Here is a 23,658-nt window from a genome sequence, read left to right as displayed (position 1 = left end):
GCCGGGACGGAGGCGCACTGTGGAGGGGAGCGAGAAGACGCCCTCCTGCCCAGGCGGTGACGCAGCGCATGGCCCTCGGTACGCCCCGATTCGACGCCGGGCGAAGTTGCCTGGACCTGCTGGCCACCGCGCACCCGGAGGAACGGATCGGCACAGCGGGGGAGTTGGCCGCCTGGGTGGTCGCGGCCGGACTGGTGCCGGCCGGGACCCCGCTGGGGCAGGCGGACGGGGTGTGGGTCACCCGCTTCCTCGAACTGCGCCTGCACACCGAGCGGTTGCTACGGGCCTCCCGAGCCCCCGCCGACTCCCTTGACCGGCTCAACCGAACCGCCCGCGCCGCCGCGCCCCCGGCCGTCCGGGCCGTCGCCCAGCAGAGCGGGCCGCTGGTCCGGGAGTTGGCCGAGGTGCCCACGGCCGCCGCGCTCCTCTCCCTGCTCGCCCGTGACGCCGTCGACCTCCTCACCGATCCCCTCGCGCGGGCGGCCGTGCGTGAATGCGCGGGGGAGGGGTGCCCGTTGCTGTATCTCGACACCTCGCGCGGGCGGCGCAGGCGGTGGTGCTCCAGCGAGGTGTGCGGGAATCGTGAGCGGGTCGCCCGGCATCGCAGGCGGATCGCGCTCGCCCGGCCCTGAACGTCCCGGTACGGCCCAAGTGCCGGAAAGACACATCCACTTGAGCCGTGTGATTTGGGCAACACGGGGTTTGCCTGACCATGAGTCAGGGCAGTCCGCGCCCACTTGGCGCCGTGTCGGAAATGTAAAGATCGCGCGGTGAGAATGTGCGCGCATGTCCCGCTCGTCACACCGGCCTTGAGAAAAACACCACCTCACCTTGAACAACCACGCCTCCCGCCCCGTACGAAGGGGCGAGCGACCGACGGGGGCAAGCCCCGGACACCGGAGGTGGGCGTGCGCAAGGATGCGGCCGTGGCCAATGAACGTGGATCGAGGGCCCGACATCGCATGTCCTCGCAGCCCTCGCAGTCGTCGGAACCCGACGAGGAGTTGATGCGTGCCCTGTACCGGGAGCACGCCGGACCGCTGCTCGCCTATGTCCTCCGGCTGGTCGCCGGTGACCGGCAGCGCGCCGAGGACGTCGTACAGGAAACGCTCATCCGTGCCTGGAAGAACGCCGGTCAGCTCAATCGGGCGACCGGTTCGGTACGCCCCTGGCTGGTGACGGTCGCCCGGCGCATCGTCATCGACGGCCACCGCAGCCGGCAGGCCCGGCCGCAGGAGGTCGATCCGTCGCCGCTGGAGGTCATCCCCGCGGAGGACGAGATCGACAAGGCGCTGTGGCTGATGACGCTGACGGACGCGCTCGACGACCTGACCCCGGCCCACCGGGAGGTGCTCGTCGAGACCTACTTCAAGGGGCGTACCGTCAACGAGGCGGCCCAGACCCTCGGGATACCCAGCGGCACCGTCCGCTCACGGGTCTTCTACGCCCTGCGATCGATGAAGCTGGCGCTGGAGGAGCGGGGGGTGACGGCGTGATGGGTGTGTACGGGGGAATGCGAGGATTCGGCGCGGGGAGTACGGGTATGTCTGGCCCCATGCAGGGATCTCCGGTGCCGAACGAGCACGAGACCGTCGGCGCCTACGCGCTGGGGATTCTCGACGACACCGAGGCGACCGCGTTCGAGACGCACCTCGCGGGCTGCGAGTGGTGCGCCCAGCAGCTGGACGAACTCGCGGGGATGGAGCCCATGCTGGCCGCCCTCGCCGACCTGCCGGGCACCGGCAGCACCCCGGTCATCGGGGAGTCGCTGTCCGCCCGGCCCACCCCGAGACTGGTCGAGAAGCTGGTCGACGAGGTCGCGGAACGGCGCGCGAGCAAGCGGCGCCGCGGCTTCTACCTGGTCGCCGCCGCGGCCGCGCTGATCATCGGCGGCCCGGTGGCCGTGATGTCGGTGAGCGGCGGTGGCACGAGTCAGACGGCGACCCCGCTGGCCGCCTCCGCCAAGGACCACTTCGACCAGCTGCCCACCAAGGTCACCGGCACGGACGCCGGCACCGGCGTCACCGCGACCGTCGCCCTGCAGAGCAAGGCGTGGGGCACCGACGCGGTGCTGCGGCTCGGCGGCGTCAAGGGCGACCAGAAGTGCTCCCTGATCGCGGTCGGCAAGAACGGCGAGCGGCAGACCCTCGGCTCCTGGAGCGTGCCCAAGGACGGCTACGGCCTCCCGGACGCCAAGACCGAGCAGGCCCGCAACCCGCTGTTCATCGGGGGCGGCACCGCTCTCCAGCCCGGCGACATCGACCACTTCGACGTCATGACCCTGGACGGCAAGAAGCTGGTCCAAGTGGACGCCTGACAGGCGCCCGGAATCACGCCCGCGTAGCTTTGCCGGGTCCTCTTCGCGTACGGTTGACGGCTGCCCAGCACGTCAGAAGGGGGCCCGGTGGCCGCTCAGGTTCAGCAGTCCGCGGATCTCTCGGTACACGGCGCGAACGACTCCGTCCGGGACCGAGAGATCAGCGTCGAACAGGAACACCTGGACCGGGTGTACCGGCGCCTCGAGGAGAAGATCCACGAGGCCGAGTTCCTGATGCACGACGCGGCCCAGCGCGGCCATGTGGGCACACCGGGCGCGCTGGCCGAGCGGGACGCGCAGGTCTTCCGGGCCGGCATCCACCTCAACCGGCTCAACAACGAGTTCGAGGACTTCCTCTTCGGCCGGGTCGACCTGCTCCAGGGCAAGGACGGCAAGAAGGGCCCGGACGGCGCGTACACCGCCGTCGAGCCCGCCGAGGGGGCCGTGCGTCCCGACAACACCGCCGACATCGCCGAGACCCTGCACATCGGGCGGATCGGCGTGCTGGACGAGGACTACTCGCCGCTGGTCATCGACTGGCGGGCGCCGGCCGCCGCGCCGTTCTACCGCTCCACCCCGGTCGACCCCGGCCGGGTCGTGCGGCGCCGGGTCATCCGCTCCAAGGGCCGCCGGGTCCTCGGCGTCGAGGACGACCTGATGCGCCCCGAGCTGAAGGCCACCCTGCACGGCGAGGAACTGCCCGTCATCGGCGACGGCGCCCTGATGGCCGCTCTCGGCCAGGCGCGCGGGCACACCATGCGGGACATCGTCTCCTCGATCCAGGCCGAGCAGGACCAGGTCATCCGCGCCCCTGCCGCCTCCGTCACCTACGTGGAGGGCGGCCCCGGCACCGGCAAGACCGCCGTCGCCCTGCACCGCGCGGCCTATCTGCTCTACCAGGACCGCAGACGCTACGCGGGCGGCATCCTGATCGTCTCGCCGACCCCGCTGCTGGTGGCCTACACCGAGGGCGTGCTGCCCTCGCTCGGCGAGGAGGGCCAGGTCGCGATCCGCGCCATCGGCTCCCTGGTCGACGGTGTCGAGGCCACGCTCCACGACTCCCCGGCCGTCGCCCGCGCCAAGGGCTCGTACCGGATGCTGAAGGTGCTGCGCCGGGCCGCGCGCGGCGCCCTCGAACTCGGCACCGACGACCACGCGCTGCCCGACCGGCTCCGCGTCGTCGCCTTCGGCCGCCGCCTGGAACTGGAGGCCGGCGAGCTGGAGAACGTCCGCCGCACCGCGCTCGGCGGCACCGCCCCGGTCAACCTGCTCCGCCCCCGTGCCCGCAAGCTGCTGCTGGACGCCCTGTGGGCCAAGTCCGGCGCCGCCTCCCGGCACACCGACCCGGAACTCGCCGCCGAGCTGCGCGCCTCCTTCGACGACGACGTGGCCGACGAGGACTCCTTCATCGCCTTCCTCGACGCCTGGTGGCCCGAGCTGACCCCCAAGGGCGTCCTCACCGCCATGGCCGACGACAGACGCCTCGGCCGCTGGGCCCGCCGGGTGCTCAACCCGGGCGAGGTCCGCAAGGTCGCCCGCGCGCTGAAGCGGGACGGCTTCTCCGTGCACGACATCGCCATGCTGGACGAACTCCAGGCGATCCTGGGCGCCCCGGCCCGCCCCCGCAAGAAGCGCGAACTGGACCCGCTGGACCAGCTCACCGGCCTGGAGGAGCTGATGCCGGTGCGCGAGGAGACCCAGCGCGAGCGCGCCGAGCGGCTGGCCCAGGAGCGCACCGAGTACGCGCACGTCATCGTGGACGAGGCGCAGGACCTCACCCCGATGCAGTGGCGCATGGTCGGCCGCAGGGGCCGGCACGCCACCTGGACGGTCGTCGGCGACCCCGCCCAGTCCTCCTGGTCCGACCCGGACGAGGCGGCCGAGGCCCGCGACGAGGCCCTGGGCTCCAGACCCCGGCGCCGCTTCGAGCTGACCGTCAACTACCGCAACCCCGCCGAGATCGCCGAGCTGGCCGCCAAGGTGCTCGCCCTCGCCATGCCCGGCTCCGAGTCCCCCCGCGCCGTACGCTCCACCGGCGTCCAGCCGCGCTTCGAGGTCGCCGGGGACTCCCTGGCCGCCACGGTCCGCGCGGAGGCCGAGCGGCTGCTCTCCCTGGTCGACGGCACCGTCGGCGTCGTCGTCGCCATGAACCGGCGCGAGGAGGCCCGCCGCTGGCTCGCCGGGCTCGGGGACCGCGTGGTCGCCCTCGGCAGCCTGGAGGCCAAGGGCCTGGAGTACGACGCGACCGTGGTCGTCTCCCCGGCCGAGATCGCCGACGAGTCCCCGGCCGGCCTGCGGGTGCTGTACGTCGCCCTCACCCGCGCGACCCAGCAGCTCACCGTCGTCTCCGGCGACCGCGACGAGCCGGACGCGGCCCGCGTCCCGGACCTGCTGCGGGACTGAACGGGAACTGTTCCGCACGACTTTCCACAACTGTGCGCACGGGGGAATGCCCCTCGGGGTCCGTTTGTTAGCCTTGACGTGGCACCGGCCCGATCCAAGCCCCCGGGCCCAACCTTCGTCGCTACGAGCGACCACTTGCCGCGAGGCGAGCATGGCGGGTCGGTGTCATGAACGTGAGAGAGGCCCACGTCCCTGTGACGTGGGCCTCTCGTCTTGGGCGAGGGCCCGAGAACACAACGTCCGCAATCGGAGCCGACTACCACGTACTCGGCGGTAGGTGCGACGATCGGACGGCACAACACGCGACACGGTGAAAGCAGAGGAAGTCGGCCATGGCAACGGCGCCCAGCGTCTCCTACTCGATGACGGTCCGGCTGGAGGTGCCCGCGAGCGGAACGGCCGTATCGCAGCTCACCACCGCCGTCGAGTCCTCCGGAGGCTCCGTCACCGGCCTCGACGTCACCGCCTCCGGGCACGAGAAGCTCCGGATCGACGTCACCATCGCGGCCAGCTCCACCGCGCACGCCGACGAGATCGTCGAGGAACTGCGCGGCATCGAGGGCGTCACGCTCGGCAAGGTCTCCGACCGTACGTTCCTGATGCACCTCGGCGGCAAGATCGAGATGCAGTCCAAGCACCCCATCCGCAACCGTGACGACCTCTCCATGGTCTACACGCCCGGTGTGGCCCGCGTCTGCATGGCCATCGCGGAGAACCCCGAGGACGCCCGCCGGCTGACCATCAAGCGCAACTCCGTTGCGGTCGTGACGGACGGTTCCGCGGTGCTCGGCCTCGGGAACATCGGCCCCAAGGCCGCGCTGCCGGTCATGGAGGGCAAGGCGGCCCTGTTCAAGCGGTTCGCCGGGATCGACGCCTGGCCGCTGTGCCTGGACACCCAGGACACCGACGCGATCGTGGAGATCGTCAAGGCCATCGCCCCCGGCTTCGCGGGCATCAACCTGGAGGACATCTCCGCGCCCCGCTGCTTCGAGATCGAGGCCCGGCTGCGCGAGGCCCTGGACATCCCGGTCTTCCACGACGACCAGCACGGCACCGCCATCGTGGTGCTCGCCGCGCTCACCAACGCGCTGCGCGTCACCGGCCGTTCGATGGAGTCCATCCGGGTGGTCATGTCCGGCGCCGGAGCGGCCGGCACGGCCATCCTGAAGCTGCTGCTGGCCGCCGGCGTCAAGAACGCCGTCGTCGCCGACATCCACGGCGTGGTGCACGCCGGCCGCGAGGACCTGGTGGACGCCCACCCGGACTCCGCGCTGCGCTGGATCGCGGACAACACCAACCCCGAGAACCTCACCGGCACCCTCAAGGAGGCCGTGCGCGGCGCCGACGTCTTCATCGGCGTCTCCGCCCCGAACGTCCTGGACGGCACCGACGTGGCCGCCATGGCGGACGGCGCGATCGTCTTCGCACTGGCGAACCCGGACCCCGAGGTCGACCCCGCCATCGCCCGCCAGACGGCCGCCGTGGTGGCCACCGGCCGCTCGGACTTCCCCAACCAGATCAACAACGTGCTGGTCTTCCCCGGTGTCTTCCGGGGCCTGCTGGACGCCCAGTCCCGCACCGTCAACACCGAGATGATGCTCGCCGCCGCGCAGGCCCTGGCCAACGTGGTGACCGAGGACGAGCTGAACGCGAACTACATCGTCCCCAGCGTCTTCAACGACAAGGTCGCGGGCGCGGTGGCCGGGGCCGTCCGGGAGGCCGCCAAGGCGGCCGGAGCGGCGCCTGCGGCGTCTTAGCAGCGCTTGCCGTAGGGTCGGGGAGGTTGTGTGGACCGGCGCGGCCTCCCCTACGGCGAGTCGTCGGTTCCCCGGTCGTGACGCCCTCTAGGGTGTCGGCGGGGCAGGCGCTTTCCTGTGACTCCCCAGGGTGGTCTCATGACTCCTACGGGTGCCGGATTGGCTTTCCCGCCGCAGGTAGGGGCAGGATGCGTCTCTGGGCGCGAGCGCATCGGCATCGATCTCACCTCACGCCTCATTGGCAAGAAGAACACGGGAGTAAGAACATGAACCGCAGTGAGCTGGTGGCCGCGCTGGCCGACCGCGCCGAGGTGACCCGCAAGGACGCCGACGCCGTGCTGGCCGCGTTCGCCGAGGTCGTCGGCGACATCGTCTCCAAGGGCGACGAGAAGGTCACCATCCCCGGCTTCCTGACCTTCGAGCGCACCCACCGTGCCGCTCGTACCGCGCGCAACCCGCAGACCGGTGAGCCCATCAACATCCCGGCCGGCTTCAGCGTGAAGGTCTCCGCGGGCTCGAAGCTCAAGGAAGCCGCCAAGGGCAAGTAATCCCCAAACGCAAAGTGGGCGGCTCCCCGTGAGGGGGGCCGCCCATTCTGCGTACCCGGGGTACCCGGGGTTTCGGGACTTCTAGCCGAGCGCCTTGCCGGGCAGCTCGACCTTCGCGCCCAGTTCCACGAGCTTCTCCATGAAGTTCTCGTAGCCGCGGTTGATCAGGTCGATGCCGTGGACCCGCGAGGTGCCCTCGGCGGCCAGCGCCGCGATGAGGTAAGAGAAGCCGCCGCGCAGGTCGGGGATGACCAGGTCGGCGCCCTGGAGCTTGGTCGGGCCGGACACGACCGCCGAGTGCAGGAAGTTCCGCGCGCCGAAGCGGCAGTCCGAGCCGCCCAGGCACTCGCGGTAGAGCTGGATGTGCGCGCCCATCTGGTTCAGCGCCGAGGTGAAGCCGAGCCGGGACTCGTACACCGTCTCGTGGACGATGGACAGACCCGTGGCCTGGGTGAGGGCCACCACCAGCGGCTGCTGCCAGTCGGTCTGGAAACCGGGGTGCACGTCCGTCTCCAGCGCGATGGACTTGAGCTGGCCGCCCGGGTGCCAGAACCGGATGCCCTCGTCGTCGATCTCGAAGGCGCCGCCGACCTTGCGGTAGGTGTTCAGGAACGTCATCATCGAGCGCTGCTGGGCGCCCCGGACGTAGATGTTGCCGCCGGTCGCGAGCGCCGCGGAAGCCCAGGAGGCGGCCTCCAGGCGGTCCGGGAGGGCGCGGTGGTTGTAGCCGCCGAGCGAGTCCACACCGGTGATGCGGATCGTCCGGTCGGTGTCCATGGCGATGATCGCGCCCATCTTCTGCAGTACGCAGATGAGGTCCTCGATCTCGGGCTCCACGGCCGCGTTGGACAGCTCGGTGACGCCCTCGGCCAGTACGGCCGTCAGCAGCACCTGCTCGGTGGCGCCCACCGACGGGTACGGCAGGTCGATCTTCGTGCCGCGCAGCCGCTGCGGGGCCTCCAGGTACTGGCCGTCCGCCCGCTTCTCGATGGTCGCGCCGAACTGGCGCAGCACGTCGAAGTGGAAGTCGATCGGCCGGCCGCCGATGTCGCAGCCGCCGAGGCCGGGGATGAAGGCGTGGCCCAGGCGGTGCAGCAGCGGGCCGCAGAACAGGATCGGGATGCGGCTGGAACCCGCGTGGGCGTCGATGTCGGCGACGTTCGCGCTCTCGACGTAGGTCGGGTCCAGGATCAGCTCGCCCGGCTCCTCGCCCGGCCGCACCGTCACGCCGTGCAACTGGAGCAGGCCGCGCACGACCCGCACGTCTCGGATGTCCGGGACGTTGCGCAGGCGGCTGGGCGCGCTGCCCAGAAGGGCGGCGACCATGGCCTTCGGCACGAGGTTCTTCGCACCGCGGACACGGATCTCGCCCTCCAGCGGGGTTCCGCCGTGGACAAGCAGGACATCGTCGTTGACGGTCATGAATCTCGCGTTCCGATGAGTCGGGCAGGGGTCGGCCGATCACTTTGCGCAGGGGCCGGAGAGACAGGGTAATCGCCGATCACCCTTCGCCCGTAAGCCCGAGTACCCGCCAGCCGTGTCACAACACGAACGGTTTCCCCCCGGGTACGTCGGGTCACCGGGGCGCCGCGCCGCCGCGGGGACGTGCTCCCTGTTCATGCGGCTTGCGCCCCCGCGCGGGCCCGGGATGCGGGATCATGTCTGGCATGACCGAGGTGTCCTCGCTCACAGGGCGGCTGCTCGTGGCAACCCCCGCCCTGGCGGACCCGAACTTCGACCGCGCGGTGGTGCTCCTCCTCGACCACGACGAGGAGGGCTCCCTGGGTGTGGTCCTCAACCGCCCCACCCCGGTGGACGTGCGGGACGTGCTGGCCGGCTGGGCGGCCCTGGCGGGCGAGCCCGGCGTGGTCTTCCAGGGCGGGCCCGTCTCGCTGGACTCCGCGCTCGGCGTCGCCGTGGTCCCCGGCGGCGGGGAGGGGGAGGGCGCGGCCCCGCTGGGCTGGCGGCAGGTGCACGGCGCGATCGGCCTGGTCGACCTGGAGACCCCGCCCGAGCTGGTCGCCTCCGCCCTCGGCGCGCTGCGCATCTTCGCCGGGTACGCGGGCTGGGGGCCGGGCCAGCTCCAGGACGAGCTGGACCAGGGCGCCTGGTACGTGGTCGAGTCCGAGCCCGGCGACATCTCCTCCCCGGCGCCCGAACGGCTGTGGCGGGAGGTGCTGCGCCGGCAGCGCGGAGACCTCGCGATGGTGGCCACGTATCCGGACGACCCGTCGCTCAACTGATGGCCGTGAGCTTCAGTACCCTTGGGTTTATGAGCACTCTTGAGCCCGAGCGCGGGACTGGTACGGGGACCCTCGTCGAGCCGACGCCGCAGGTGTCCCACGGTGACGGCGACCATGAGCGCTTCGCCCACTACGTCCAGAAGGACAAGATCATGGCGAGCGCCCTGGACGGCACCCCCGTCGTGGCGCTGTGCGGCAAGGTCTGGGTGCCGGGCCGCGACCCGAAGAAGTACCCCGTCTGCCCCATGTGCAAAGAGATCTACGAGTCCATGAGCAGCGGTGGCGACAAGGGCGGGGACAAGGACAAGAAGTAGTCCGTCCCGTTCCACCCCGCCTGCCGGCGGATTGCCCCCGGCGCCCTTCCCGGTGTTTTTTCACGCGTGTTTCACCGGGCGCCGGGGCAACGTCCCCCTGATACGGATTCCGGACCGTGCGCCGAGGTATTGCGGGGGCTGAAGTGACCGGTGTGATTCCTGATGTGATTCCCGCGCCGGTGGAGGCGCACGGGGGACCGGGCGAGGGATTCACGCTCGGCCCCGGCACCGTTATGGCGGCCTCGGGCGAGGGCGCCGAAAGCACCGCGCGCTGGCTGCGCGCCACCCTGGGCGCGGCCACCGGCCTCCCCCTGGCCCCGGCGAACGGTGCCGCCCAGAACGCCGTACGCCTCACCGTCGACCCGCGTCTCGCCGGGGAACTCGGCGCCGAGGGCTACCGGCTCGACGTCACGCCCACCGGCGCCGACCTGCGCGGGGGCGGTCCGGCCGGGCTGTTCTGGGGCGCCCAGACGCTACGGCAACTGCTCGGCCCCGACGCCTTCCGGCGCGCCCCGCTGCCCGGCCGTAGCTGGCGGCTGGCGCCGGTGCGGATCAGCGACGCGCCCCGGTTCGGCTGGCGCGGGATGCTGCTCGACGTGGCCCGGCACTTCATGCCGAAGGAAGGCGTGCTGCGCTATCTCGATCTGCTGGCCGCGCACAAACTCAACGTGCTGCACTTGCACCTGACGGACGATCAGGGCTGGCGTGTCCGGATCGAGCGGTACCCCCGCCTCACCGAGGTCGGCTCCTGGCGCGCGCGGACCAGATTCGGCCACCGCTCGTCCGCCCTCTGGGAGGCGAAACCGCACGGCGGGTACTACACCCAGGACGACATCCGGGAGATCGTCTCCTACGCCGCCGAACGGCATATCACCGTCGTCCCGGAAATCGATCTTCCCGGCCACTCCCAGGCCGCCATCGCCGCCTACCCGGAACTCGGCAACACCGACGCCGTCGACACCGCCGCCGTCACCGTCCGGGACGACTGGGGGATCTCCCCGTACGTGCTCGCCCCCACCGAAGCCGTCCTGCGCTTCTACGAGGGCGTGCTGGAGGAGGTGCTGGCGCTGTTCCCGTCGCCCTTCGTGCATCTCGGCGGCGACGAGTGCCCGCCGGACCAGTGGCGGAAGTCGGCCACCGCGCGGGCCCGCGCCGCCGAACTCGGTCTCGTCGACGTGGACGGGCTGCGCTCCTGGTTCGCCGGCCACTTCGGCGCCTGGCTGGCCGCGCGCGGGCGCCGGATGCTCGGCTGGGACGAGATCCTCGACGGCCCGCTCCCGCCCGGCGCCGTGGTCTCCTCCTGGCGCGGGCACCGGGGCGGGGAGACCGCCGCGCGGGCCGGGCACGACGTGGTCATGTGCCCCGAGCAGCAGGTCTACCTCGACCACCGGCAGGCGCCCGGCGAGGACGAGCCGGTGCCCATCGGCTACGTCCGCACCCTGGCCGACGTCTACCGGTTCGAGCCCGTACCGGACGGGCTCACCGCCGAGGAGGCGCGCCATGTGCTGGGGGCCCAGGCCAACGTGTGGACCGAGGTGACCGAGGACGCCGGACGCGTCGACTACCAGGTCTTCCCCCGGCTCGCCGCGTTCGCCGAGGTCGCCTGGAGCCCGCTGCCCGCGCCCGCCGAGCGGGACCTCGCGGACTTCGAGCGCCGGATGGGCGCCCACTACAGGCGACTTGACGCCCTGGGCGTCGCCTACCGCCCGTCCGGCGGCCCCCACCCCTGGCAGCGGCGCCCCGGAGTGCCGGGACGGCCCTTCGCCGGACCGCCCGTCGAGCCGGAACGCACCGCCCCCGTGCCCTGGAACGCCCGCCCGAAGACGTAACGGGAGAACCGCCCGGGAATCACCGAAGAGGGTCATTCGGACCCACCCGAAGATGCTGGTGTAAACGGGACCATCCGCCCGATGGAGTGGGTCAACACCCCTTGGCCGACCCGCGCGTCCGAGCCTTGCGAAGATGTGCCAGAGTTGCCACGTCCGCCCTGTCAGCACGTACCGTACGGCAGCACAGGCGCGACCAGGTGGGGCAGCGGGAAGGGGCAGCCGGTTTGACCACGCACGCACCGCAGGCGGCACAGGCCGTCACGCTGCCCACGACGCTGGACGAGGCGGTGGCGGCCCTGACCGCCATGCCCGCCGCGGTCCCCGTCGCCGGCGGCACCGACCTCATGGCGGCCGTCAACTCCGGGCAGCTCAGGCCCGCCGCGCTGGTCGGCCTCGGCCGGATCAGCGAGATCCGCGGCTGGCAGTACCAGGACGGCCACGCGCTCCTCGGCGCCGGCCTCACCCACGCCCGCATGGGCCGCCCCGACTTCGCCGCGCTCATCCCGGCGCTCGCCGCCGCCGCGCGCGCCGCCGGACCGCCGCACATCCGCAACGCGGGCACCCTCGGCGGCAACATCGCCTCCGCCGCGCCCACCGGCGACGCGCTGCCGGTGCTGGCCGCGCTGGAGGCGACGCTGATCGTCGCCGGCCCTGACGGCGCCCGCCGCGAGGTCCCCGTCTCGCACCTGCTGGCCGGGGTCGAGATGCTCCGCGGCGGCGAACTCATCGGCTACGTCCGGGTTCCGCTGCTGCACGCCCCCCAGGTCTTCCTCAAGGCCACCGGACGCACCGGGCCCGGCCGCTCGGTCGCCTCGGTCGCCCTCGTCCTCGACCCCGCCCGGCGCGGAGTGCGGTGCGCGGTCGGTGCCATAGCGCCGATGCCGCTGCGCCCGCTGGACGCCGAGCAGTGGGTCGCGCAGCTCATCGACTGGGACAACGACCGCGCCCTCGTCCCCGAAGCCCTCCAGGCGTTCGGCGAGTACGTCGCCGCGGCCTGCATCCCCGACCCGGTGCCGGAGCCGGACGGCACGGTCGTCCCGCTGCCGCCCGCGGTACTGCACCTGCGGCGCACCGTCGCCGCGCTGGCACGACGAGCACTGGGGAGGGCGCTGTCGTGACCGACGACCAGCGCGGACACGAGGACGACACGTCCCGGGGCGGCGGCCGCTGGAACCCGCTGCCCCAGGGCGAGTACGACGACGGCGCGACCGCCTTCGTCCAGCTCCCCGAGGGCGGCATCGACGCCCTGCTGGCCGGTGACAGCCCGCTGGCCGCGCCGGGCCACGGCTACGTGCCGCCCCGGATAACGACCCCGCCGGAGGGCGAGGACGCGTGGGGCGCGCCCCAGGAGGGCTGGCCCGCGCAGGACAGCGTCCCGGCCCAGCAGCCGCACGGGGACGACCGGTTCACCTATCAGCCGGAGTCGCAGGGGCACTGGGCTCCCGGGGAGAGCGCCGCCGCGTCCGGTCACGACGTCACCGGGCAGTGGTCCGTGCCGGTCGCCGGGGGCGATCTGCCGGACGAGTCCGGCGAGTTCACCACCTCCGCGCTGGCCGAGCAGTGGGGCGCCGCCCCGCCCGTCCTGCCCGGCGGCGCGGCCGCGCCCTGGGTCACGGACACGATCGGCGGGGCGTGGGGTCCGCAGGAGCCCGCGGCGGCCGAGCAGGAGACCGCCTCTGACGCGGAGGCCGCTCCCGTCGCCGATGCCGAACCGGTTGACGGGCCCGCCGAGCCCGCCGAGGCCGACGAGAGCCCCGTGGAGGCCCCTGAGGGCGTCTCTGAGGGGCCGTCGGGCGAGGACGCGACCGAGGAGGCCGAGGCGGCCCCCGAGGCCGTGGAGGAGCCCCTCGCGGCCGAGGCGGCGGACAGCGCCGACGAGGACGCCGAGACCACTGGGGCCACTGGGGACGAGGCACCGCCACCCCCGCCCCAGGACGAACACCCCCTCGCCTCCTACGTGCTGCGCGTCAACGGCGCCGACCGGCCCGTCACCGACGCCTGGATCGGCGAGTCGCTGCTCTACGTACTGCGCGAGCGCCTCGGTCTCGCGGGCGCCAAGGACGGCTGCTCGCAGGGCGAGTGCGGCGCGTGCAACGTCCAGGTCGACGGCCGGCTCGTGGCCTCCTGCCTGGTCCCGGCGGTCACCGCCGCGGGCAGCGAGGTCCGTACCGTCGAGGGCCTGGCGAGCGGCGGCCGCCCCTCCGACGTCCAGCGGGCGCTGGCCCGGTGCGGAGCCGTGCAGTGCGGCTTCTGCGTACCCGGCATCGCCATGACCCTGCACGACCTGCTGGAGGGCAACCCCGCCCCCACCGAGCTGGAGACCCGCCAGGCGCTCTGCGGCAACCTCTGCCGCTGCTCCGGCTACCGGGGCGTGCTCGACGCCGTCCGTGACGTCGTCGCCGAGCGTGAGGCCGGCCTCGACGCCGAGCCGGACGACACCGCCGGGCGCATCCCGCACCAGGCGGGCCCCGGCTCCGGCGGCGTACACCCCTCGGCGTTCGAAGCACCCGGCGCCTTCGGCGCGTTCGGTGCCCCGCACGACCCGCACCACGGCCAGGACGGAGGCCAGGCGTGAGCGACGAAGCCGCCACCGCGACCACGGCGGCGGAAGCCCCCGCGGCCGAGCCGCTGGCCCACGGCCTGGGCGCCTCGCTGCCCCACGCCGACGCCCGCGCCAAGACCGAGGGCACCTTCCCGTACGCGGCCGATCTGTGGGCCGAGGGCCTGCTGTGGGCCGCCGTGCTGCGCTCCCCGCACGCGCACGCGCGCATCGTCTCCATCGACACCACGCACGCGCGCGCCATGCCCGGCGTACGGGCCGTCGTCACCCACGAGGACGTGCCCGGCACCTCCCGGCACGGCCGGGGCACCCCGGACCGCCCGGTGTTCGCCTCCGAGGTGGTCCGCCACCACGGCGAGCCCATCGCCGCCGTCGCCGCCGACCACCCCGACACCGCGCGGATGGCCGCCGCCGCCGTCATCGTCGAGTACGAGCCGCTGGACCCGGTCACCGACCCCGAGCGCGCCTTCGAGGCCGAGCCGCTGCACCCGGACGGCAACCTGATCCGGCACATCCCGCTGCGCCACGGCGACCCCGAGGCGGCCGGCGAGATCGTCGTGGAGGGCCTGTACCGGATCGGCCGCCAGGACCCCGCGCCCATCGGCGCCGAGGCCGGGCTCGCCGTACCGCGCCCGGACGGCGGGGTGGAGCTGTACCTCGCCTCCACCGACCCGCACAGCGACCGCAACACCGCCGCCGCCTGCTTCGGGCTGCCCGCCGACCGGGTGAAGATCGTCGTCACCGGGGTGCCCGGCGCCACCGCCGACCGCGAGGACCAGGGCTTCCAGCTGCCGCTCGGCCTGCTCGCGCTGCGCACCGGCTGCCCGGTGAAGCTCACCGCCAGCCGCGAGGAGTCCTTCCTCGGCCACGCCCACCGCCACCCCACCCTGCTGCGCTACCGCCACCACGCGGACGCCGAGGGCAGACTCGTCAAGGTCGAGGCGCAGATCCTGCTGGACGCGGGCGCCTACGCCGACACCTCCGCCGACGCCCTGGCCGCCGCGGTCTCCTTCGCGTGCGGCCCCTATGTCGTGCCGAACGCCTTCATCGAGGGCTGGGCCGTACGCACCAACAACCCGCCCTCCGGCCATGTGCGCGGCGAGGGCGCGATGCAGGTGTGCGCCGCCTACGAGGCGCAGATGGACAAGCTGGCCAAGAAGCTGGGCCTGGACCCGGCCGAGGTGCGGCTGCGCAACGTCCTGGCCACCGGCGACGTGCTCCCCATCGGCCAGACCGTGACCTGCCCGGCCCCGGTCGCCGAACTCCTCACCGCCGTACGGGACTTCCCGCTCCCGGCGCTGCCCAAGGACGGCCCCGAGGAGGACTGGCTGCTGCCCGGCGGCCCCGAGGGCGCGGGCGAGCCGGGCGCGGTGCGCCGGGGCGTCGGCTACGGCCTCGGCATGGTGCACATGCTCGGCGCCGAGGGCACCGACGAGGTCTCCACCGCGACCGTGCGCGTCCACGACGGCGTCGCCACCGTGATCTGCGCGGCCGTGGAGTCCGGGCAGGGGTTCACCACGCTGGCCCGGCAGATCGTGCAGGAGACGCTCGGCATCGACGAGGTGCACGTCGCCCCGGTCGACACCGACCAGCCCCCGGCCGGTCCCGGCTGCCGGGGCCGCCACACCTGGGTCTCCGGCGGGGCGGTGGAGCGGGCGGCCAAGATGGTCCGCACCCAGCTCCTCCAGCCGCTGGCCCACCAGTTCGGCATGTCCACCGAGCTGCTCCAGATCGCCGACGGCAAGATCACCTCGTACGACGGGGTGCTCTCCACCACCGTCACCGAGGCGCTGGAGGGCAAGGAACTGTGGGCCACCGCCCAGTGCCGCCCGCACCCCACCGAGCCGCTGGACGGCGCCGGGCAGGGTGACGCGTTCGTCGGGCTCGCCTTCTGCGCGATCCGCGCGGTGGTCGACGTCGACGTGGAGCTGGGCTCGGTACGGGTGGTGGAGCTGGCGGTCGCGCAGGACGTGGGCCGGGTGCTCAACCCCGCGCAGCTGGTGGCGCGCATCGAGGGCGGGGTCACGCAGGGCGTGGGCATCGCGCTCACCGAGAACCTCCGTACGCCGCGCGGGCTGATCCGCCATCCCGACCTCACCGGGTACGCGCTGCCGACCGCGCTGGACGCGCCGGAGATCCGGATCGTGAAGCTGGTCGAGGAGCGGGACGTGGTGGCGCCGTTCGGCGCGAAGCCGGTCAGCGCGGTGCCGGTGGTGACGTCCCCGGCGGCGATCGCGTCGGCGGTCCGGGCGGCGACCGGGCGTCCGGTGAACCGGCTGCCGATCCGGCCGCAGGCGGCCGTGGTCAACGCGCGGTGAGCTGGTGTTTGTTCGGCTGAGGTCGCCTGTTCGGATGAACCGGCTCCGCTGAGGCAACGCGATCGGGTCCCCGGGCGTCTTCCGGCTCGGGGCGTTGTCAGTGGTGCGGTCTAGGGTTCTTGGAGTCCGAGGATTCTCGGGGTTAAAGGGTTCTCGGGGTTCAAGGGTTCTTGGACTCCTGGGGTTCTCGGGGCCGGGGGACGGCCGCCGCGCGCGGAGCCCGCCGTACCGAGTCCGATCGCGGGGGAGCGAGCCATGAGCATGACCGATGCCGGGGTCACGGCGATCACGCTGACCGAGGCCGAGCTGGGCCGCTGGGTCACGCACGCGCCGACGCGCGGGCTGCTCGCCGGACCCGGACTGCCCCCGGACACCGGCCCGCTGACCTTTGCCCCGTTGCGCGCGCACGGGCTGCGCAGGCTCGCCGACGCGACCGAGGGCCCGTGCCGGCTGGCGGACGAACTGCGGGACCGGCTGGTCATCGGGGAGTTGCTCAATCCGGCCGGGATGGAGCGCGAGTCGATCCTGCTCGACGGCGCGACGGGTGAGCTGACCACCGCCTACCTCGCCGCCCCGACCGGCGCGCGCCCCTTCGCACCGTCCCTCACCACCGTGCTGCGCTTCGCCGCCGTCACCGAGGAACTGGCGGGCCTGCGCGGCCGGTTCGCCTCCCTCGTGGGGCAGTACGGGCCGGCTGTCGCCGGTGAGGCGTCCCGCCGGCTGCTGACGCTGTTCGAGGCGGGGACGGACGGCGCGGTCCCGGCGTACTGGAAGGCGGCGGCGCTGATCCGCCCGCTCGCCCTGGTCCCGTCGCCGGGGTCGGCCGGGCTGGCCCTGGAGATGCCGGGGCGGCTGCTGGACGCGGAGTTCGGGCACGGGCGCGTGGCCCGCTTCGAGGAGACCGACTTCCCGCCGACGCTCACCCACGAGCCGACGCGGCGCTTCCTGCGTGAGACGGGGCTGCCGGAGGAGGTGGTCGACACGGAGCTGCTGCTGGCGACGCTCACCGAGTACTACGCCGACGACTCCGAGCCCGACCACCTGATCCGCCTCGGCGCCCTGACCCCCGACACCACCCTCGTCCTCGACGGCCGGACCGGCGCCATCCTCACCCACTCCGGCACCACCCTCCACCCCCTCAACACCGACGCCTCCACCCTCGCCTACACCCTCTGGCTCCTCCACCACCACCGCACCATCGACACCCACCTCTCCGGCGAACTGACGACCCTCGCGTACGACCAACTGGCAGCGACGATGCTCGACACACTGGCGGTACTGGACCCGACGGGGGCGTCTGCCGGGGGGCCTTGGCACTACTGGACGGAGCTGCTGCGGGGGGAGGCGGGCGGGGGGCTCTGAGGGGTGCCGCGCACCAGCCCACCTGTGTCCGTCGGTGCCGTGATGCTGACGATGAACGAGCAAAGGGGCGGCACCCTTGAGGTGCCGCCCCTTTTGCTTGCCTGCTCGAACCGCTGGAGGCCGTGGCGGGAATCGAACCCGCGTAACTCGCTTTGCAGGCGAGTCCCTGAGCCACTCGGGCACACGGCCGGGTGTTGTGGAACGAACGTAGGGCGGGGTGGAGGAAGGGGGCAAGGGGTGCAATGTGACTGCCATGCGGTGTTCACAGGGGGGTGGGGGCGTACGGCGAAGGTCGTAGGGGCGGTGGGGCTTTGGACAGGGGTCAATCACCGGTACGGGCCTTACTCTGGCCCCTATGGCCGCGCTTGATTCTTCCGACAGTGTTGTCGTCGACCCGGCCCGCCCGGAGGACCTGGGTGGGGTGCTCGGGCGGGCGCATCGGGCGCTCAGTGTGGGGATCGTTTCCGTTGTGCTGCTGATCGCCTTCGAGGCGACGGCCATCGGGACCGTGATGCCGGTCGCGGCGCGGGAGCTGGACGGGGTGTCGCTGTACGCGTTCGCGTTCTCCGGGTACTTCACGACCAGCCTCACCGGGATGGTGCTCGCCGGGCAGTGGGCGGACCGGCGGGGGCCGCTGGCCGCGCTGGCCACCGGGATCGGGGCGTTCGCGGGCGGGCTGGTGGTGTCCGGGACCGCGCAGGTGATGTGGGTGTTCATCCTGGGGCGCGCGGTGCAGGGGTTCGGGGGCGGGCTGGTGATCGTCGCCGTGTACGTGGTCGTCGGCCGGGCCTACCCCGAGCGGCTGCGGCCCGCGATCATGGCGGGCTTCGCCGCCGCGTGGGTCGTGCCGTCCATCGTCGGACCGCTCGCCTCCGGCGCCGTCGCGGAGCACCTCGGCTGGCGGTGGGTGTTCCTCGGCATCCCGCTGCTCGTACTGCTGCCCCTGGGCCTCGCCCTCCCGCAGATCCGGCGCCGGGCGGCCGGACCCGTGGACCACGCCGCCGGCACCCCCGCCTTCGACCGGCGCCGTATCCGGCTGGCGCTCGCCGTCTCGCTGGGCGCGGGCCTCGTGCAGTACGCGGCGCAGGATCTCAAGCCCCTCTCGCTGGTGCCCGGCGTCCTCGGCGCCGCCCTGCTGGTGCCCGCCGTGCTGCGGCTGCTGCCGAAGGGGACGTACCGGGCGGTGCGGGGGCTGCCCTCGGTCGTGCTGCTGCGCGGGCTGTCGGCGGGGTCGTTCATCGCGGCGGAGTCCTTCGTACCGCTGATGCTCGTCACCCAGCGGGGGCTGTCGCCGACGCTCGCCGGGTTCTCACTGGCGGCGGGCGGGCTGACGTGGGCTGCGGCGTCGTGGGTGCAGTCGCGGGACCGGATGGAGCCGTACCGGGAGCGGCTGATGACCTTCGGGATGGTGCTGGTGGCGGCCGCCGTCGCCGTCGCGCCCACGGTGCTCGTACCCGCCGTACCGGTGTGGACCGTCGCCGTCGCGTGGGGGTTCGGCTGCTTCGGGATGGGGCTGGTGATCTCCTCCACCAGCGTCCTCCTGCTCAAGCTCTCCGCCCCCTCCGAGGCCGGCGCCAACTCCGCCGCCCTCCAGATCTCCGACGCCCTCTCCAACGTCGTCCTCCTCGCCACTGCGGGCGCGGCCTTCGCCGCCCTGGGCAGCGACGGCACCCCCGCCTTCGCGGCGGTCTTCCTGCCCATGGCGGCGGTCGCGCTGGTGGGGGCATGGGTGACGACGCGGCTACGGGCTTCGGGCTGAGCACAGGCGCCCGGTTTCCCCCTGTGACCTCAGTCCCACCCACCCCGCCCCCCGCCCCGTCCGAGCACGGCGGAGCCGGTGGCGCCGGTAGGGTGGCCCGGTTGTCATACGTAGCCGAGTTGCCCCTGCGTCCCCACCCCCCGGAGACCGTGACTACCACCGCCGCTTCCGCCTCGAACCATCTGTCCCCCGCCTTTCCCGGCCGGGCCCCCTGGGGCACCGCCAGCAAGCTGCGTGCCTGGCAGCAGGGGGCGATGGACAAGTACATCCAGGAGCAGCCGCGTGACTTCCTCGCCGTCGCCACGCCCGGCGCCGGCAAGACGACCTTCGCGCTGACGCTGGCCTCCTGGCTGCTGCACCACCACGTCGTGCAGCAGGTGACCGTCGTCGCGCCGACCGAGCACCTGAAGAAGCAGTGGGCGGAGGCCGCCGCGCGGATAGGGATCAAGCTCGACCCGGAGTACAGCGCGGGCCCGGTCGGCAAGGACTACCACGGGGTCGCGGTCACCTACGCCGGTGTCGGCGTACGCCCGATGCTGCACCGCAACCGCTCCGAGCAGCGCAAGACGCTGGTGATCCTGGACGAGATCCACCACGCCGGCGACTCCAAGTCCTGGGGCGAGGCGTGCCTGGAGGCGTTCGAGCCCGCGACCCGGCGCCTGGCGCTGACCGGTACGCCGTTCCGCTCGGACACCAACCCGATCCCCTTCGTCACGTACGAGGAGGGCAACGACGGTATCCGGCGCTCCTCCGCCGACTACACCTACGGCTACGGCAACGCGCTCGCCGACCACGTCGTCCGCCCCGTCATCTTCCTCAGCTACAGCGGCCAGATGCGCTGGCGCACCAAGGCGGGCGACGAGATCGCCGCCCGGCTCGGCGAGCCGATGACCAAGGACGCGGTCAGCCAGGCGTGGCGCACCGCGCTCGACCCGCGCGGCGAGTGGATGCCGAGCGTGCTGCGCGCCGCCGACCAGCGGCTCACCGAGGTCAGGAAGGCCATCCCGGACGCCGGCGCCCTCGTCATCGCCTCCGACCAGGACTCCGCCCGCGCCTACGCCAAGCTGATCCGTGAGCTGACCGGCACCAAGGCCACCCTCGTCCTCTCCGACGACGCGGGCGCCTCCAAGCGCATCGACGACTTCAGCGCGAGCAGCGACCGCTGGATGGTCGCGGTCCGCATGGTGTCCGAGGGCGTCGACGTGCCCCGCCTCGCCGTCGGCGTGTACGCCACCACCATCTCCACCCCGCTGTTCTTCGCCCAGGCCGTCGGCCGTTTCGTGCGGTCCCGGCGGCGCGGCGAGACCGCGTCCGTGTTCCTGCCCACCGTCCCCGACCTGCTGACCTTCGCCAACGAGATGGAGAAGGAGCGGGACCACGCCCTCGACAAGCCGAAGAAGCAGGGCGAGGAGGACCCGTACGCCGAGTCCGAGAAGGAGATGGACGAGGCGAACAAGCAGCAGGACGAGGACACCGGGGAGCAGGAGCAGTTCTCCTTCGAGGCGCTGGAGTCCGAGGCCGTCTTCGACCGCGTCCTCTACGACGGCGCCGAGTTCGGCATGCAGGCCCACCCGGGAAGCGAGGAGGAGCAGGACTACCTCGGCATCCCCGGACTGCTGGAGCCCGAGCAGGTGCAGCTGCTGCTGCAGAAGCGGCAGGCCCGGCAGATCGCGCACAGCAAGAAGCGCCCGGACACCGAGGCCGACCTGCTGGAACTGCCCGCCGAGCGGCGCCCGGTGGTCAGCCACAAGGAGATGATGGAGCTGCGCAAGCAGCTCAACACCATGGTCAGCGCCTACGTCCACCAGAGCGGCAAGCCGCACGGCGTGATCCACACCGAGCTGCGCCGGGTCTGCGGCGGACCGGCGAGCGCGGAGGCGACCGCCGGCCAGCTCAAGCAGCGCATCGCCAAGATGGGGGAGTGGGCGACCCGGATGCGCTGAGGCGCGCGCCGGGCGCGTATGCGGACGAATCCTGGCAGGCCGGAACGGGCCCTGACCGGATTCTGGACCGAGTCTTCCGCTGAGCGGACCGGCTCGCTACTGTCCCGCTACGCACACGCCCCGTGGCAGCGCCGCCGCGGAGCGCAGCCGTGAAGCGACGGGCCCGTCAGCCGCCGGGCCGTCCTGCCGATCGGCGGCCTCTGATACGCGTCGCCGACGGGGCTCGGTGACGCGCGCACGCTCGGAGGGCGCCGGCCTCACCGCAGAAGGAGGGGGCGTCGTGACCGCGGAGACCTCCCAGACGCTCGACCGGGGACTGCGCGTCCTCAAGCTGCTCGCCGACACGGACCACGGCCTGACCGTCACCGAGCTGTCCGGCAAGCTCGGGGTGAACCGGACGGTGGTGTACCGGTTGCTGGCCACGCTGGAGCAGCACGCGCTCGTCCGCCGTGACCTCGGCGGCCGCGCCCGCGTCGGTCTCGGGGTACTGCGGCTCGGCCGCCAGGTGCATCCGCTGGTACGGGAGGCGGCCCTGCCCGCGCTGCGCTCGCTGGCCGAGGACATCGGCGCCACGGCCCATCTGACCCTGGTCGACGGTACGGAGGCGCTCGCCGTCGCCGTGGTCGAGCCGACCTGGACGGACTACCACGTCGCCTACCGCGCGGGCTTCCGCCACCCCCTGGAACGCGGCGCCGCGGGCAAGGCCATCCTCGCCGCCCGTCACGCCCCGGCCGCCGACCCCGGCTACACCCTCACCCACGGCGAACTCGAGGCCGGCGCGAGCGGCGCCGCCGCCCCCCTCCTGGGCGTCACGGGCGTGGAGGGCAGCGTCGGAGTCGTCATGCTGACCGACGCGGTCCCGGAGCGGGTGGGCCGCCGGGTGATGGAAGCGGCGCGCGAGGTCGCGGACGCGCTTAGGTAGGCGCACCGGCACCGCTCGCGGAAGTAGCCGCGCGTTAGATTTACTCCGTGCTCTCACGTCTCTCGCGTCCCCGGATCGTCGCCCTGTGCTCCCTGCCCGTCGTGGGGCTGATCGGCGTGGCGGTGTTCGCGCCGCTGCCGTTCTCGGTGGCCCAGCCGGGGCTCACGGCGAACGTGCTGGGGAAGAACGCCGGGACACCGGTGATCACCGTCTCCGGGACCCCGACGCGGAAGACCTCGGGCGAGCTGCGGATGACGACCATCGAGGCGACCTCGCCGGGTACGCGGGTGTCGCTCGGGCAGGTCGTCGACAACTGGTTCCGCGGCGACCGCGCGGTGATGCCGTACGACGCGGTGTACCCGACCGGGGACACCGTCAAGGAGATCGAGCGGCACAACACGGCCCAGATGCGGCAGTCGCAGGACGCGGCGACCACCGCGGCGCTGGACCACCTGAAGAAGGACCCCGCCGATGTGAAGGTCACCCTGCGCCTCGCCGACGTGGGCGGGCCCAGCGCGGGCCTGCTGTTCAGCCTGGGCATCGTCGACAAGCTGGACGGCGACGGCAGCGGCGGCGACCTCACCGGCGGCCGCACCATCGCCGGTACCGGCACGATCGACGCGGACGGCAAGGTCGGCGCGGTCGGCGGGGTGGCCCTGAAGACGCAGGCCGCCCGGCGCGACGGCGCCACCGTCTTCCTGGTGCCGAAGGCCGAGTGCGCCGACGCCCACACCAACCTGCCCAAGGGGCTGCGCCTGATCCCGGTCACCAGCCTCGACGGCGCCGTGGACTCCCTGGTCGCCCTGGAGAAGGGCACCGGGAAGATCCCCAGCTGCTAGTCGCCTTCCAGGAACTCCCCCGCCGCCTGCTCCACCAGCGGGATGATCCGCAGCGGCACCGGGTTCTCCATCACGATCGCCGTGGAGGCCCGCACGATGCCGTCGAAGCCCACCACCCGGTCGATGACCCGCTGCAGATCGGCGTTGGAGCGGGCGACGAGCCGGCACAGCATGTCCCCGGTGCCGGTCGTGGTGAGCAGCTCCAGCACCTCCGGCACCCCGTCCAGGTACGCCCGTACGTCCGCCCCCTGCCCCTGCCGGATCTGCAGCGTGGCGAACGCGGTCACCGGATAGCCCAGCGCCGAGGGGTCCACCTGCGGGCCGAACCCCCGGATCACCCCGCGCGAGCGCAGCCGGTCCAGCCGGGCCTGGGCGGTACCGCGCGCCACCCCCAGCCGCCGGGACATCTCCAGCACCCCGATCCTCGGCTCCTCGGCCAGCAGCACGATGATCTGCCCGTCCAGCTGATCGATCGCCACGACGTCCTCCCCGGATGGTCATCCTGTACAGAAAGCCCGCCGGTACCGCCGTAAGGCTGAACAGA

General features: G+C 72.9%; 19 protein-coding genes and 1 tRNA gene. 17 read left to right on the top strand and 3 right to left on the bottom strand.

Annotated elements, in window-relative coordinates; genetic code table 11:
• Nucleotides 1-68: 68 nt before the first annotated feature.
• From D0Z67_RS10865 to D0Z67_RS10840, 6 genes are all read left to right on the top strand, one after another.
• Nucleotides 69-632 (top strand): CGNR zinc finger domain-containing protein, encoded by a 564-nt coding sequence (locus tag D0Z67_RS10865; protein ID WP_031182636.1) that lies wholly within the window; start codon nt 69-71, stop codon nt 630-632.
• A 270-nt stretch (nt 633-902) separates the two neighbouring features.
• Nucleotides 903-1,496 (top strand): sigma-70 family RNA polymerase sigma factor, encoded by a 594-nt coding sequence (locus tag D0Z67_RS10860; RefSeq protein WP_030810966.1) that lies wholly within the window; start codon nt 903-905, stop codon nt 1,494-1,496.
• Nucleotides 1,496-2,317, top strand: coding sequence for an anti-sigma factor family protein (locus D0Z67_RS10855; protein WP_078873490.1), 822 nt, complete (start codon nt 1,496-1,498; stop codon nt 2,315-2,317). Before D0Z67_RS10860 ends, D0Z67_RS10855 begins: the two co-directional genes overlap by 1 nt.
• Before the next feature lie 87 nt (nt 2,318-2,404).
• Entirely contained in the window at nt 2,405-4,720 is a 2,316-nt protein-coding gene (locus tag D0Z67_RS10850; RefSeq protein ID WP_031182634.1) for a HelD family protein, read from the top strand.
• A 332-nt stretch (nt 4,721-5,052) separates the two neighbouring features.
• Nucleotides 5,053-6,477, top strand: a complete 1,425-nt coding sequence (locus tag D0Z67_RS10845) for an NAD-dependent malic enzyme (RefSeq protein WP_031182633.1) — start codon at nt 5,053-5,055, stop codon at nt 6,475-6,477.
• A gap of 266 nt (nt 6,478-6,743) precedes the next feature.
• Nucleotides 6,744-7,025 (top strand): HU family DNA-binding protein, encoded by a 282-nt coding sequence (locus D0Z67_RS10840; protein WP_018549700.1) that lies wholly within the window; start codon nt 6,744-6,746, stop codon nt 7,023-7,025.
• A gap of 81 nt (nt 7,026-7,106) precedes the next feature.
• Here the strand turns inward: D0Z67_RS10840 and murA are convergent, their stop codons facing one another.
• On the bottom strand, nt 7,107-8,447 hold the full coding sequence (murA, locus tag D0Z67_RS10835; RefSeq protein ID WP_031182632.1) for a UDP-N-acetylglucosamine 1-carboxyvinyltransferase: 1,341 nt from the start codon (nt 8,445-8,447) through the stop codon (nt 7,107-7,109).
• Between the two features lie 245 nt (nt 8,448-8,692).
• Between murA and D0Z67_RS10830 the strand changes: the two genes are divergently transcribed.
• From D0Z67_RS10830 to D0Z67_RS10800, 7 genes are all read left to right on the top strand, one after another.
• On the top strand, nt 8,693-9,268 hold the full coding sequence (locus D0Z67_RS10830) for a YqgE/AlgH family protein (RefSeq protein WP_031182631.1): 576 nt from the start codon (nt 8,693-8,695) through the stop codon (nt 9,266-9,268).
• Nucleotides 9,269-9,297: 29 nt separating this feature from the next.
• A complete protein-coding gene (locus D0Z67_RS10825) occupies nt 9,298-9,582 on the top strand; it encodes a DUF3039 domain-containing protein (protein WP_030810948.1) in 285 nt (94 codons plus the stop codon).
• A 155-nt stretch (nt 9,583-9,737) separates the two neighbouring features.
• On the top strand, nt 9,738-11,411 hold the full coding sequence (locus D0Z67_RS10820) for a beta-N-acetylhexosaminidase (protein ID WP_031182630.1): 1,674 nt from the start codon (nt 9,738-9,740) through the stop codon (nt 11,409-11,411).
• A 224-nt stretch (nt 11,412-11,635) separates the two neighbouring features.
• Entirely contained in the window at nt 11,636-12,529 is an 894-nt protein-coding gene (locus D0Z67_RS10815) for an FAD binding domain-containing protein (protein ID WP_031182629.1), read from the top strand.
• On the top strand, nt 12,526-13,986 hold the full coding sequence (locus D0Z67_RS10810) for a 2Fe-2S iron-sulfur cluster-binding protein (RefSeq protein WP_031182628.1): 1,461 nt from the start codon (nt 12,526-12,528) through the stop codon (nt 13,984-13,986). The genes D0Z67_RS10815 and D0Z67_RS10810 overlap by 4 nt, the downstream gene beginning before the upstream one ends.
• Nucleotides 13,983-16,289 (top strand): xanthine dehydrogenase family protein molybdopterin-binding subunit, encoded by a 2,307-nt coding sequence (locus D0Z67_RS10805; protein ID WP_031182627.1) that lies wholly within the window; start codon nt 13,983-13,985, stop codon nt 16,287-16,289. Before D0Z67_RS10810 ends, D0Z67_RS10805 begins: the two co-directional genes overlap by 4 nt.
• 255 nt (nt 16,290-16,544) lie before the next feature.
• On the top strand, nt 16,545-17,651 hold the full coding sequence (locus tag D0Z67_RS10800; RefSeq protein WP_031182626.1) for an SUKH-4 family immunity protein: 1,107 nt from the start codon (nt 16,545-16,547) through the stop codon (nt 17,649-17,651).
• 114 nt (nt 17,652-17,765) lie between these two features.
• Here the strand turns inward: D0Z67_RS10800 and D0Z67_RS10795 are convergent.
• Nucleotides 17,766-17,840: transfer RNA gene (locus D0Z67_RS10795), tRNA-Cys, on the bottom strand.
• Nucleotides 17,841-18,006: 166 nt separating this feature from the next.
• Here D0Z67_RS10795 and D0Z67_RS10790 point away from each other — a divergent pair.
• The 4 genes from D0Z67_RS10790 to D0Z67_RS10775 all read left to right on the top strand — a co-directional run bounded on the left by D0Z67_RS10790 (nt 18,007) and on the right by D0Z67_RS10775 (nt 23,114).
• Nucleotides 18,007-19,410: an MFS transporter gene (locus D0Z67_RS10790; protein WP_031182625.1), complete on the top strand. Its 1,404-nt coding sequence runs from the start codon at nt 18,007-18,009 to the stop codon at nt 19,408-19,410.
• Nucleotides 19,411-19,559: 149 nt separating this feature from the next.
• Entirely contained in the window at nt 19,560-21,353 is a 1,794-nt protein-coding gene (locus tag D0Z67_RS10785; protein WP_031182624.1) for a DEAD/DEAH box helicase, read from the top strand.
• Nucleotides 21,354-21,633: 280 nt separating this feature from the next.
• Complete coding sequence (locus tag D0Z67_RS10780) at nt 21,634-22,275, top strand: IclR family transcriptional regulator (RefSeq protein WP_031182623.1); 642 nt, start codon at nt 21,634-21,636, stop codon at nt 22,273-22,275.
• 47 nt (nt 22,276-22,322) lie between these two features.
• Nucleotides 22,323-23,114: a S16 family serine protease gene (locus tag D0Z67_RS10775; protein ID WP_031182622.1), complete on the top strand. Its 792-nt coding sequence runs from the start codon at nt 22,323-22,325 to the stop codon at nt 23,112-23,114.
• On the opposite strand, the gene D0Z67_RS10770 is transcribed toward D0Z67_RS10775, so the two are convergent.
• On the bottom strand, nt 23,111-23,593 hold the full coding sequence (locus tag D0Z67_RS10770) for an Lrp/AsnC family transcriptional regulator (protein ID WP_031182621.1): 483 nt from the start codon (nt 23,591-23,593) through the stop codon (nt 23,111-23,113). The two genes, D0Z67_RS10775 and D0Z67_RS10770, sit on opposite strands and share 4 nt — an antisense overlap.
• Between the last annotated feature and the right edge of the window lie 65 nt (nt 23,594-23,658).

The organism is Streptomyces seoulensis (assembly GCF_004328625.1).
Classification (GTDB): Bacteria; Actinomycetota; Actinomycetes; order Streptomycetales; family Streptomycetaceae; genus Streptomyces; species Streptomyces seoulensis.
Note: the sequence above shows the minus strand (reverse complement) of the source record. Positions and strands in the feature narration are given on the sequence as shown.

Bases quoted from the DNA above. Each gene is read 5' to 3' on its own strand.
- D0Z67_RS10845 (WP_031182633.1), top strand. From the start codon at position 5,053: ATGGCAACGGCGCCCAGCGTCTCCTACTCGATGACGGTCCGGCTGGAG.
- D0Z67_RS10800 (WP_031182626.1), top strand. From the start codon at position 16,545: ATGAGCATGACCGATGCCGGGGTCACGGCGATCACGCTGACCGAGGCC.
- D0Z67_RS10855 (WP_078873490.1), top strand. From the start codon at position 1,496: ATGGGTGTGTACGGGGGAATGCGAGGATTCGGCGCGGGGAGTACGGGT.
- murA (WP_031182632.1), bottom strand. From the start codon at position 8,447: ATGACCGTCAACGACGATGTCCTGCTTGTCCACGGCGGAACCCCGCTG.
- D0Z67_RS10825 (WP_030810948.1), top strand. From the start codon at position 9,298: ATGAGCACTCTTGAGCCCGAGCGCGGGACTGGTACGGGGACCCTCGTC.
- D0Z67_RS10840 (WP_018549700.1), top strand. From the start codon at position 6,744: ATGAACCGCAGTGAGCTGGTGGCCGCGCTGGCCGACCGCGCCGAGGTG.
- D0Z67_RS10830 (WP_031182631.1), top strand. From the start codon at position 8,693: ATGACCGAGGTGTCCTCGCTCACAGGGCGGCTGCTCGTGGCAACCCCC.
- D0Z67_RS10865 (WP_031182636.1), top strand. From the start codon at position 69: ATGGCCCTCGGTACGCCCCGATTCGACGCCGGGCGAAGTTGCCTGGAC.
- D0Z67_RS10790 (WP_031182625.1), top strand. From the start codon at position 18,007: ATGGCCGCGCTTGATTCTTCCGACAGTGTTGTCGTCGACCCGGCCCGC.